Raw genomic sequence first — 12711 nt, forward strand, 5'->3', positions numbered from 1 at the left:
CAACGGGCGCCATCCCGACGTCAGTTCTGCGAGGGCACCGAGGACGCGCTGCTCCCGGTACCCGGCTCCAGCGCGTCCAGTGCCCGCCGCAGTCCCGTGAGTTTGCGTTCGAGATGAGCCGCGGTGGCCACCGCCGCCGCGTCCGCCGACTCGTCGTCAAGCTGCTTGGACAACGCCTCGGCCTGTTCCTCGACCGCGGCGAGCCGCGCCGACAGCTCGGCGAGCAGGCCCGCCGGCTCCTTCGCGTCCCCGCCCGCGGCCTTGCCGCCGCCCTCCAACTGGAGCCGCAGCAGTGCCGCCTGCTCACGCAGCTGGCAGTTCTTCATGTACAGCTCGACGAACACCGAGACCTTCGCCCGCAGCACCCACGGGTCGAACGGCTTGGAGATGTAGTCCACCGCGCCCGCCGCGTAACCGCGGAAGGTGTGATGCGGGCCGTGGTTGATCGCGGTGAGGAAGATGATCGGGATGTCCCGCGTCCGTTCCCGCCGCTTGATGTGCGCCGCGGTTTCGAAACCGTCCATTCCCGGCATCTGGACGTCCAGCAGAATGACCGCGAAGTCGTCCGTCAGTAGTGCTTTGAGCGCTTCCTCCCCGGACGATGCCCGCACCAGGGTCTGATCGAGCGCAGAGAGGATCGCCTCCAGCGCAAGCAGATTCTCCGGCCGGTCATCGACCAGGAGGATCTTGGCCTTCTGCACCATGGCCCGCCCTCCTCGCCCCGGCAGTGCACCGGGCTCCGCCCCAGGGGACGACTCCCTTACGCCGCCCGCCCTCGTGCCGGTCATGGTAGCCGCACCCCGCCTGTCGCCACACCCTGTCACCGCGATGTCACTGTGCACGTAGCAGAAACGCAGCGGGAGACCAGAAGGTTCCCCCAATCCCGCACTTCTACACGGCTTCGAGCACACTGAGTCAGCACTCCGTGTGGACACTGTTGGTTCCTGTCACTGTTCCCTCATCCACTGATCCATCACTGCCAGCAGATGATCGGGATCGACCGGCTTCGTCACGTAGTCGGAAGCGCCCGACTCGATCGCCTTCTCCCGGTCGCCCTTCATCGCCTTGGCGGTCAGCGCGATGATCGGGAGCCCGGCGAACTGCGGCATCCTGCGGATCGCCGTGGTCGTCGCGTACCCGTCCATCTCGGGCATCATGATGTCCATCAGGACGACCGCCACGTCGTCGTGCTGCTCCAGGACCTCGATGCCCTCACGGCCGTTCTCGGCGTACAGCACGGACAGGCCGTGCTGCTCGAGCACGCTGGTCAGCGCGAAGACGTTGCGGATGTCGTCGTCGACGATCAGCACCTTCTCGCCGCCGAACCGGATGCCCCGGCGCGGCTGCGGCGCCGCGTCCTGCTCAGTCGCCGACCACTGCTCCTGCTGCGCCGGCCGCTGTTCCAGCTCGGTCGCGGCCCTGCGGCGGCGCCTGAAGAGCGCGGCGGCGCCGTTCTGCGTCTCCCGGTACGACCTCACCTCGGCCGGCGTCACGATCTCCACGTCGGACAGTTCCGCCAGCTCGGCCGCCGAAGCCACCAGGTCGCCGGCGTCAAGGGCCGGCAGCTGCTGCTGGTAGCCGTGCGGAGGCAGTTCGCTCGGGTGCAGCGGCAAATACAGCGTGAACGTCGAACCACGTCCCGGCTCGCTTTGCGCGTGGATCTCCCCGCCGAGCAGTTGCGCGATCTCCCGCGAGATGGACAGCCCCAGCCCCGTACCGCCGTACTTGCGGCTGGTCGTGCCGTCCGCCTGCTTGAACGCCTCGAAGATCACCCGCATCTTGCTGGCCGCGATCCCGATACCGGTGTCGGTCACGGAGAACGCGATCAGCGGCGCGTCCGCTTCGGTCAGCGAACCGGCCTCCAGCAACTGCTCCCGGATCTTCATCGGTACGTCCGCGCTGGCCGGCCGGATGACCAGCTCGACCGAGCCGGAGTCGGTGAACTTCACCGCGTTGGACAGCAGGTTGCGCAGGACCTGCAGGAGCCGCTGCTCGTCGGTGTGCAGCGTGGCGGGCAGCTCCGGCGAGACCCGTACGGACAGGTCCAGGCCCTTCTCCGCGGTCAGCGGCCGGAAGGTGGCCTCCACGTAGTCGACGAGCTGGACGAGCGCGATACGCGTCGGGGAGACGTCCATCTTGCCCGCCTCGACCTTCGACAGGTCGAGGATGTCGTTGATCAGCTGGAGCAGGTCGGAGCCGGCGCCGTGGATGGTCTCGGCGAACTCGACCTGCTTCGGCGAGAGGTTGCCCTCGGCGTTGTCGGCGAGCAGCTTGGCCAGGATCAGCAGCGAGTTGAGCGGCGTACGCAGCTCGTGCGACATGTTGGCGAGGAACTCGCTCTTGTAGCGCATGGAGACGGCGAGCTGCTCAGCACGCTCCTCCAGGACCTGCCGCGCCTCCTCGATCTCGGTGTTCTTCACCTCGATGTCGCGGTTCTGCTGGGCCAGCAGCTCGGCCTTCTCCTCCAGTTCGGCGTTGGACGCCTGGAGGGCCTTCTGCCGGTTCTCCAACTCCTCCGACCGCTCCCTCAGTTGCTCGGTCAGCTCCTGCGACTGCTTCAGCAGCACCTCGGTCTTGGTGTTGACGGAGATGGTGTTGACGCTGGTCGCGATCATCTCGGCGATCTGGTTGAGGAAGTCCTTCTGGATCTGCGTGAACGGCGTGAAGGACGCCAGCTCGATCACGCCGAGCACCTTGCCCTCGAACAGCACCGGAAGGACGATCACCTGCGCGGGCGGGGCCTCGCCGAGCCCGGAGGAGATCTTGAGGTAGCCGCTGGGCGCGTTCTCCACCAGGATGGTGCGCTTCTCCTCGGCGGCGGTCCCGATGAGCGCCTCACCCGGCCGGAAGGACGTCGGCATGGAGCCCATCGAGTAGCCGTACGAACCGAGCATCCGCAGCTCGTACTGGTCCTCCGCCTCGGCGTTCATGTCCTTGCCGTCGAGGAGTGGCATCGCGACGAAGAACGCGCCGTGCTGCGCGGTCACCACCGGCGTCAGCTCGCTCATGATCAGCGAGGCCACGTCCTCCAGGTCGCGGCGGCCCTGCATGAGCGCGGAGATGCGGGCGAGGTTGCCCTTGAGCCAGTCCTGCTCCTTGTTGGCGATCGTGGTGTCGCGCAGGTTGGCGATCATCTTGTTGATGTAGTCCTGGAGCTCCTGGATCTCGCCGGACGCGTCGACGTCGATCTTCAGGTTCAGGTCGCCTCGGGTCACCGCGGTCGCCACGCGCGCGATGGCACGCACCTGCCGAGTAAGGTTTCCTGCCATTTCGTTCACGGACTCGGTGAGGTCGCGCCAGGTGCCGTCGACGTCACGCACGCGTGCCTGGCCGCCGAGCTGTCCTTCCGTGCCCACCTCGCGGGCGACTCGGGTGACCTCCTCGGCGAAGGACGACAGCTGGTCCACCATCGTGTTGATCGTCGTCTTGAGCTCGAGGATCTCGCCGCGAGCGTCGATGTCGATCTTCTTGGACAGGTCACCCTTGGCGATGGCGGTCGTGACCAGGGCGATGTTGCGCACCTGACCCGTCAGGTTCGAGGCCATCTGGTTCACGGACTCGGTGAGGTCCTTCCACGTGCCCGCCACACCTGGCACATGCGCCTGACCACCGAGGATGCCGTCCGTGCCCACCTCGCGGGCCACCTTGGTGACCTGGTCGGCGAACGAGCTCAGGGTCTTCACCATCGTGTTGAAGGTGTCGGCGAGCTGCGCGACCTCACCGCGCGCCTCGATCGTCACCGTCCGCGTCAGGTCACCGTTGGCGACGGCCGCCGCGACCTGGGAGATGTTCCGCACCTGCATGGTCAGGTTCTTGGCCATCAGGTTGACGTTGCCGCTCAGGTCCTTCCAGATGCCCGTGACACCGGGCACGTGCGCCTGGCCGCCCAGGATGCCCTCGGTACCCACCTCACGGGCCACCCGGGTCACCTGCTCGGCGAAGCTGGACAGCTGGTCCACCATCGTGTTGACGGTCGTGACGAGCTCGAGGATCTCGCCCTTCGCGTCAACGGTGATCTTCTTCGACAGGTCACCCTTGGCGACCGCGGTCGTGACCTTGGCGATCTGACGCACCTGGATGGTCAGGTTGTTCGCCATGAAGTTCACGGACTGGGTGAGGTCCTTCCAGGTGCCGGAGACGCCCTGCACCTCGGCCTGACCGCCGAGCTGGCCCTCCGTACCCACCTCACGGGCGACCCTGGTGACCTCCTCCGCGAACGACGACAGCTGGTCGACCATCGTGTTCAGCGTGTTCTTGAGCTCCAGGATCTCGCCGCGCGCGTCCACGGTGATCTTCTGCGACAGGTCACCTCGGGCCACCGCGGTGGCGACCTGCGCGATGTTCCGCACCTGGGCCGTAAGGTTTCCTGCCATTCCGTTCACGGAGTCGGTCAGGTCCCGCCACACACCGGCGACGCCGGGCACCTGCGCCTGACCGCCCAGCCGGCCCTCGGTACCCACCTCGCGCGCCACCCGGGTCACCTGGTCGGCGAAGCCGGAGAGCTGGTCGACCATCGTGTTGATGGTGTTCTTCAGCTCCAGGATCTCGCCGCGCGCGTCGACGTCGATCTTCTGGGACAGGTCACCGCGCGCCACCGCTGTGGTGACCTGCGCGATGTTGCGCACCTGGGCGGTAAGGTTTCCTGCCATTCCGTTGACGGAGTCGGTGAGCTCCTTCCACGTACCGGCCACACCCGGTACGACCGCCTGACCTCCCAGCCGGCCCTCCGTCCCCACATCCCGGGCCATGCGCGTCACCTGGTCGGCGAAGCTCGACAGCTGGTCCACCATCGTGTTCACGGTGTTCTTCAGCTGGAGCATCTCGCCGGAGACGTCCACGGTGACCTTCTGCGACAGATCACCGTTCGCCACCGCCGTCGTGACCTGGGCGATGTTCCTCACCTGTCCGGTGAGGTTCCGGAACGCCGTGTTGACGGAGTCCGTCAGGTCCTTCCACGTCCCCGCGGCCCCCGGCACCTGCGCCTGACCACCGAGCTCACCCTCGACACCGACCTCACGCGCGACACGCGTGACCTCGGAACCGAAGGACGACAGCTGATCGACCATGCCGTTGACGGTGTTCTTCAGCTCGAGCATCTCGCCGGCCACGTCCACGGTGACCTTCTGCGACAGATCACCGTTGGCCACCGCCGTCGTGACCGCCGCGATGTCCCGCACCTGAATGGTCAGATTCCGGAACACGGTGTTGACGGAGTCGGTGAGGTCCTTCCACGTCCCCGCCGCGCCCGGCACATTCGCCTGACCGCCCAGCCGTCCCTCGGCGCCGACCTCGTTGGCCACACGCGTGACCTCGTCCGCGAAGATCCGCAGCGTCTCGGTCATCTGGTTGATCGTGTCCGCGAGCTGCGCGACCTCGCCACGTGCCGACACGGTCACCTTCTGCGACAGGTCACCGTTGGCGACCGCCGTGGTCACCTGTGCGATCCCTCGCACCTGCGCCGTCAGGTTGCCGGCCATGAGGTTCACCGAATCGGTGAGGTCCTTCCACACACCGGCCACACCCGGCACCTGCGCCTGCCCGCCGAGCTCACCCTCGGTGCCCACCTCGCGCGCGACTCGCGTCACCTCGGAGGAGAACGACGACAGCTGGTCCACCATCGTGTTGACGGTGTTCTTGAGCTCCAGCATCTCGCCGGCCACATGAACGGTGACCTTCCGGGACAGATCACCCTTGGCGACCGCCGTGGTCACCAGCGCGATATCCCTCACCTGGGCAGTCAACCGGTACGCCATCGTGTTGACGGAGTCCGTGAGGTCCTTCCACGAACCCGACATGCCACGCACGCGTGCCTGCCCGCCGAGCTTGCCCTCGGTACCCACCTCGCTGGCCACACGCGTGACCTCGTCGGTGAAGGTCGACAGCTGATCGACAAGGTTGTTCACAGTCCGCCCGACCTTGAGGAACTCACCCCGCAGCGGATGCCCGTTCCCGTCCGGCGCCTGCGTCCGCAGCTCCATGCGCGGCGACAGATCACCCTCGGCCACCGCGGACAGCACCCGGCCGACCTCGGAGACGGGCCGTACGAGGTCGTCGACCAGGGCGTTGGAGTTGTCGACGGCGGCCGCCCAGGAACCCTCACAGGCGCCCGTCTCCAGCCGTTCCGTGAGCTTGCCCTCACGGCCCACCATGCGGCGCACTCGCGCCAACTCACCCGTCAAGTGGAGATTACGGTCGGCCACCTCATTGAAAACCGCGGCAATCTCGGACATCACGCCGTCCCCGGACACCGTGAGCCGCTTCCGGAAGTTCCCGTCGCGCATCGATACCAGGGCCGCCATCAGCCGGTTCAGGGCAGCGGTGTCCACCGCAGTGGTCCCGTTGCGCGGCTTGCGCTCGTTCTTCAGGGACTGTCCGCCTTTCGCGCGCGTCTTAGTGCCCCGCGTCGCTGCGCCAGACTCCACTGTGTCCCTCCCGCAGGGGTCGACCGTTACTGCTGTGTTCGGGTTCTACCGCTCGGCGTACCCGTTACTGCTGGGCATTCCTGCCGGATATACCAGGCCACACCACGTGCTGCTGCCCGCAGAACGCGAATGACACTCAGCCTGCCCGGACCTTCACAAGAAGCTTGCCCAGTGTTTCACCCTGCCTGAACCCGGCCATAACAGTTCGGCAGCTTCGCACATCGTCCGCACACCGTCCGGACGGAAACACTGCAGACCGGCATCCGCATGGCCGTCGAAGGTAAGTAACCTTGCATGCGGCTGTCCAGCCGCGCCGGTCCGTCCGGCCTGGGCGGTAGCAGGAGGAGCACGAGCGGGCATCGGAGGGGCAGCCGGACATGACCACCGGACTGATCCCGGGGGGACCATCCCCGGACCGGCCGACGGGCGCGCACATGCCGCACCAGCGGCGCGACCCGGTGGGCCGCGGAGCCCTGCACGTCGACAACCGGACGAGGAGTTCTGTGATCACCGCGCGCGCGGCAGCAACCTTCGATCCCGTCGGGCGGTCAGTCGCGAGCGCCCGCTCCTTCGTCCGCGACACACTTCAGGGCTGGGGCTTCGCCGACATCGTGGACGACGCCGTGGTCCTCACCAGCGAGCTGGTGACGAACGCCGTCGTCCACGCGGGTACGTCCGCGGACGTTCTGTGTCTGCGCAGTGACGACGGCGTACGGATCGAGGTGGCCGACCGGTACCCGGAGCGCGAGATCCCCCTCCAGGGCTCGCCCGTCAACATGGGCAGCCCCGACCGCGAGGGCGGCCGCGGCCTCCAGCTGTGCGCGGCCCTGGCCGCCTGCTGGGGCGTCGAGTACACGCCCACGCACAAGCAGGTCTGGTTCCAACTCGACCTCCCCGAACGCCCGGTGGGCACCCGCGCGGCCGGCCCGTCGCTCCCCGCCGACCTCCTGCCCCTCGCCGACGGCCGCGTCCGCGTCGCGGTTGTCCAGATCGACCGTACGGGCGCCATCTCGTCCTGGAACGAGGACGCGGAGGATCTCTTCGGCTATGCGGCCGAGCAGGTCACCGGCAAGCCGTTGACCGACCTCGCGGCCTGGCCGCACACGCCGGGCACCAGCACCGGCATCGCGGAGGCCCTCCAACTCTCCCGCTGGGAAGGCAGCTACGGCATAAGGGGCGCCAACGGCCGCGTCACACCGGTGTACGCCTCCCACCTCCGCGTCCGCGACACGGACGGCGAACCCTCCACGGTCTGCCTTCTGGTCCGGGACCACGAACGCGCCGTCCTGCAGACCCCGTCGCGCGTGCCGGCCTCCGACACGTCCACCACCTCCGAGGGCCAGAGCACCGACCCCTTCGAGGTGTTCATCGGCTCCCCCGCCCCGGACGACCTCGACGGGCTCCTCCAGCGCACGGTGGAACGCGCCCGGGACATGCTCGACGGCGACTCCGCGTTCCTGCTCCTGGCGACCGACGACGAGACGGAACTGGAGGTCCGCGCCTCGACCGGCCTGCCCTCCGCCCGCCAGCGCTTCGCGCGCGTGCCCGTCGAAGCGGGTCCCGGCCGCTACGGCTCCGCCCGCATGCCGGCGGTCCACGAGGACCTCACCATGGTCCCCGGCGCCGTGCCACTGCTGAACGGCACCGGCATGCGCTCGGTCGTCACGGTGCCCCTGAAGGTCGAGGGCCGCCTCACCGGCTCGCTCGGCGTCGCCGCCGAGGCCCCGGCCAGATACTCCAACGAGGAGGCGCTGCGCCTGCAGTTCGCCGCCGACCGCATCGCGTTGGCCGTGGAGTCGGCCCGCCTGGGCGAACTGGAACGCCTGCGCCGAGGCTCACTCAGCTTCCTCGTCGAGGCCTCCGACCTGCTCGCCGGCACCCTGGACCGCGACCAGACCTTGGCCCTGATGGCCCAGATGACGGTGCCGACCCTGGCCACCTGGTGCGCGGTCTACACGATCGCCGACCAGGCCTCGGAGCCGTACCTGTCGTACGTCCTGCACGAGGACGAGGAGCTCATCGACGGCATTAAGTCGTTGCTGTCGAAGATCGCCCCACCGGACCCGGTGCCCACGCCTGGCGCCCGCGTCTGGTCGGCTCCCGCCCAGTCGGCCCACCAGGCGGCCCTGCGCACCTCCATGCGCAGCCTGGGCCTGGGCGAGCCGGTCGGCCGCATCAGCGCGGGCATCGGCCCCACCCTGGCCACGGCGTCCGCAGTGGGCGGCGAAACGGTCGTACTCCCGCTGGTGGCCCGCAACCGAGTCATCGGCATGCTGACCCTCGGCAAGCCGACCGACGAACACTTCCGCCAGGAAATCCTGGAACTGGCCGAGGACTTGAGCCGCCGAGCCGCCCTGGCCCTGGACAACGCCCGCCTCTACTCCGAGCGTACGGCCATCAGCCAGTCCCTCCAGCGCAGCCTCCTGCCGCCCGAGCTCCCCGAGATCGACGGCGTCGAGGTCGAGGTCATCTACCGCGCGGCCGGCGAGGGCAACGAGGTCGGCGGCGACTTCTACGACCTCTTCCCGATCAGCGACGGCGCCTACGGCTTCGCCATCGGCGACGTCTGCGGTACGGGCCCGAACGCCGCCGCGGTCACCGGCCTGGCCCGGCACGCCCTCCGGCTCCTCGCACGCGAGGGTCTCAGCGGCCCGGCGGTCCTGGAGCGCCTGAACTCCGCGATCCTCGACGAGGGCGCTCGCAGCCGCTTCCTGACGCTCCTCTACGGCGAGTTGAGGCCACAGGAGGACGGCAGCGCGGAGCTGAAGGTGGTGTGCGCCGGCCACCCGCTCCCCCTCCGCCTGCGCCAGGACGGCACAGTCGAGCCGGCGGCCGAGCCCCAGCCACTCCTCGGCGTCATGGAGGACCTGGAACTCTACGAGCAGACGGTCACCCTTGACCCGGGCGACGTCCTCCTGTGCGTCACGGACGGCGTCACCGAACGCCGCGAAGGCAGCCGCATGCTGGGCGACGACGGCCTCACCGACGTCCTCACCACTTGCACCGGCCTGACGGCGGGCGCCGTGGCGGCCCGCATCATGCGCGCGGTCGAACGCTTCGCTTCGGACGCCCCGTCCGACGACATGGCGATCCTGGCGATGCGCGTGCCGGGCATCCACAAGGACTGACCCAAGGCACGCGGAGGGCATGAGAAAGGCCCCGCCCGAATGGGCGGGGCCTTCTGTCTGGAGCCCCCAAACGGAATCGAACCGTTGACCTTCTCCTTACCATGGAGACGCTCTGCCGACTGAGCTATAGGGGCCTGTCACCTTTTGCGAAGTTTCCCTCGCGGCAACGGAATAGATCATACCCCGAACACACCCGTGCTCCCAACCTCGTCAGAAAGCGGGTTGGAGGAGTCCTCCGAGCGCGTTGCAGGCCGACACGATCCGGTGCATGTCCCGCTTCGTCAGAGAGGCGTCGACAGGCAGAGCCAACGTTTCATCAGCGGCCCGCTCGGTCTCCGGCAGCGACACACACCTGCGGAACTCGGGCAGCCGATGCACGGGCGTCTTCACCGGCACACGGCAGTCAACTCCCCTGGCCCGCACGGCCCGAGCGAAGGCATCGCGATCCGGCCGCCCGTTCCCAGGCACCCGCACGACATATTGCTGGTAGGTGTGCCCGTCACCACCATCGGGCGTCTGCACACCCTTCAACTTCGCATCCAGATACGAGGCCCGCTGCCTGCGCTGAGCAATCTCGTCGTACGGCGCCTCGGACTCACCCTGCTCCAACACCAACAGCCCATGCCGCTGCCCGAGCTCGTGCAACCGCGCGATATCGGCCGACCGACCAAAGCGATGTACGGCGACGACGGCCGCCGTCCGCGGGGTGACGACCACCTCGACGGCCATGGCGTCCAGGCAGTACGTCACCGGATCTATGTCGGCGAACACCGGCAGCGCCCCGGCCAGAACCACAGCCTCGGCGACTTCGACGTTCCCGAAGGCCGGTACGACAACCTCGTCGCCGACTCCTATGCCGGCGGCCCTGAGCATTGCAGCAGTACCCATATGGGCGATGGTGGTTGCGCTACGTGAACTTCAGGTGACGCACAACAAAAAAGGGTTGGACCCGGAACCGAAGTTCCGGGTCCAACCCGTCAAAATTTGTTCGGCGGCGTCCTACTCTCCCACAGGGTCCCCCCTGCAGTACCATCGGCGCTGTAAGGCTTAGCTTCCGGGTTCGGAATGTAACCGGGCGTTTCCCTCACGCTATAACCACCGAAACACTATGAAGTCAGACCGGAAAAAACACGGTCGTTGCCTCAGAACTAACACAGTGGACGCGAGCAACTGAGGACAAGCCCTCGGCCTATTAGTACCGGTCACCTCCACACCTCACGGTGCTTCCAGATCCGGCCTATCAACCCAGTCGTCTACTGGGAGCCTTACCCCATCAAGTGGGTGGGAGTCCTCATCTCGAAGCAGGCTTCCCGCTTAGATGCTTTCAGCGGTTATCCCTCCCGAACGTAGCCAACCAGCCATGCCCTTGGCAGAACAACTGGCACACCAGAGGTTCGTCCGTCCCGGTCCTCTCGTACTAGGGACAGCCCTTCTCAAGACTCCTACGCGCACAGCGGATAGGGACCGAACTGTCTCACGACGTTCTAAACCCAGCTCGCGTACCGCTTTAATGGGCGAACAGCCCAACCCTTGGGACCGACTCCAGCCCCAGGATGCGACGAGCCGACATCGAGGTGCCAAACCATCCCGTCGATATGGACTCTTGGGGAAGATCAGCCTGTTATCCCCGGGGTACCTTTTATCCGTTGAGCGACGGCGCTTCCACAAGCCACCGCCGGATCACTAGTCCCGACTTTCGTCCCTGCTCGACCCGTCGGTCTCACAGTCAAGCTCCCTTGTGCACTTACACTCAACACCTGATTGCCAACCAGGCTGAGGGAACCTTTGGGCGCCTCCGTTACTCTTTAGGAGGCAACCGCCCCAGTTAAACTACCCATCAGACACTGTCCCTGATCCGGATCACGGACCCAGGTTAGACATCCAGCACGACCAGAGTGGTATTTCAACGACGACTCCACGAACACTGGCGTGCCCGCTTCAAAGTCTCCCACCTATCCTACACAAGCCGAACCGAACACCAATATCAAACTGTAGTAAAGGTCCCGGGGTCTTTCCGTCCTGCTGCGCGAAACGAGCATCTTTACTCGTAGTGCAATTTCACCGGGCCTATGGTTGAGACAGTCGAGAAGTCGTTACGCCATTCGTGCAGGTCGGAACTTACCCGACAAGGAATTTCGCTACCTTAGGATGGTTATAGTTACCACCGCCGTTTACTGGCGCTTAAGTTCTCAGCTTCGCCACCCCGAAGAGTGACTAACCGGTCCCCTTAACGTTCCAGCACCGGGCAGGCGTCAGTCCGTATACATCGCCTTACGGCTTCGCACGGACCTGTGTTTTTAGTAAACAGTCGCTTCTCGCTGGTCTCTGCGGCCACCCCCAGCTCAGAGTGCAAGACTCATCACCAAGCGTGGCCCCCCTTCTCCCGAAGTTACGGGGGCATTTTGCCGAGTTCCTTAACCATAGTTCACCCGAACGCCTCGGTATTCTCTACCTGACCACCTGAGTCGGTTTAGGGTACGGGCCGCCATGAAACTCGCTAGAGGCTTTTCTCGACAGCATAGGATCATCCACTTCACCACAATCGGCTCGGCATCAGGTCTCAGACTATTGCCAGGCGGATTTACCTACCTGACGTCCTACACCCTTACCCCGGGACAACCACCGCCCGGGATGGACTACCTTCCTGCGTCACCCCATCACTCACCTACTACCAGATAGGTTCGTCGGCTCCACCACTCCCCTTTGCCCGAAGGCTCCAGGGCGGCTTCACGGACTTAGCATCATTGGATTCAATGTTTGACGCTTCACAGCGGGTACCGGAATATCAACCGGTTATCCATCGACTACGCCTGTCGGCCTCGCCTTAGGTCCCGACTTACCCTGGGCAGATCAGCTTGACCCAGGAACCCTTAGTCAATCGGCGCACACGTTTCTCACGTGTGTATCGCTACTCATGCCTGCATTCTCACTCGTCAACCGTCCACAACTACCTTCCGGTGCTGCTTCACCCGGCAGACGACGCTCCCCTACCCATCCACACAGGCGTTGGCCCTATTGTGTGAATGACACGACTTCGGCGGTACGCTTGAGCCCCGCTACATTGTCGGCGCGGAATCACTAGACCAGTGAGCTATTACGCACTCTTTCAAGGGTGACTGCTTCTAAGCCAACCTCCTGGTTGTCTCTGCGACTCCACATCC

Annotated in this window: 4 protein-coding genes, 1 tRNA gene and 2 rRNA genes (1 of these 7 running past the window's edge); 1 reads left to right on the forward strand and 6 read right to left on the reverse strand. The window is 66.1% G+C overall.

Annotated elements, in window-relative coordinates; translation table 11 throughout:
* Positions 1-20 precede the first annotated feature (20 nt).
* Both QQM39_RS10550 and QQM39_RS10555 read right to left on the reverse strand, forming a co-directional pair.
* Entirely contained in the window at positions 21-704 is a 684-nt protein-coding gene (locus QQM39_RS10550) for a two-component system response regulator (RefSeq protein ID WP_301996436.1), read from the reverse strand.
* Positions 705-947: 243 nt separating this feature from the next.
* Positions 948-6422 carry a HAMP domain-containing protein gene (locus tag QQM39_RS10555; protein ID WP_301996437.1) on the reverse strand — a complete coding sequence of 1825 codons (5475 nt, stop codon included), beginning with the start codon at positions 6420-6422 and terminating at the stop codon, positions 948-950.
* A 377-nt stretch (positions 6423-6799) separates the two neighbouring features.
* Here QQM39_RS10555 and QQM39_RS10560 point away from each other — a divergent pair, with 377 nt between their 5' ends.
* Complete coding sequence (locus QQM39_RS10560) at positions 6800-9550, forward strand: SpoIIE family protein phosphatase (protein WP_301996438.1); 2751 nt, start codon at positions 6800-6802, stop codon at positions 9548-9550.
* A 58-nt stretch (positions 9551-9608) separates the two neighbouring features.
* Here QQM39_RS10560 and QQM39_RS10565 read toward each other — a convergent pair.
* The 4 genes from QQM39_RS10565 to QQM39_RS10580 all read right to left on the reverse strand — a co-directional run.
* A tRNA-Thr gene (locus tag QQM39_RS10565) sits at positions 9609-9684 on the reverse strand.
* Between the two features lie 76 nt (positions 9685-9760).
* Positions 9761-10423, reverse strand: a complete 663-nt coding sequence (locus tag QQM39_RS10570; protein WP_302003542.1) for a DegT/DnrJ/EryC1/StrS family aminotransferase — start codon at positions 10421-10423, stop codon at positions 9761-9763.
* Positions 10424-10536: 113 nt separating this feature from the next.
* A 5S ribosomal RNA gene (rrf, locus tag QQM39_RS10575) occupies positions 10537-10653 on the reverse strand.
* Between the two features lie 69 nt (positions 10654-10722).
* A 23S ribosomal RNA gene (locus tag QQM39_RS10580) occupies positions 10723-12711 on the reverse strand (it continues 1131 nt past the right edge of the window).

Source organism: Streptomyces sp. DT2A-34 (assembly GCF_030499515.1).
Lineage (GTDB): Bacteria > Actinomycetota > Actinomycetes > Streptomycetales > Streptomycetaceae > Streptomyces.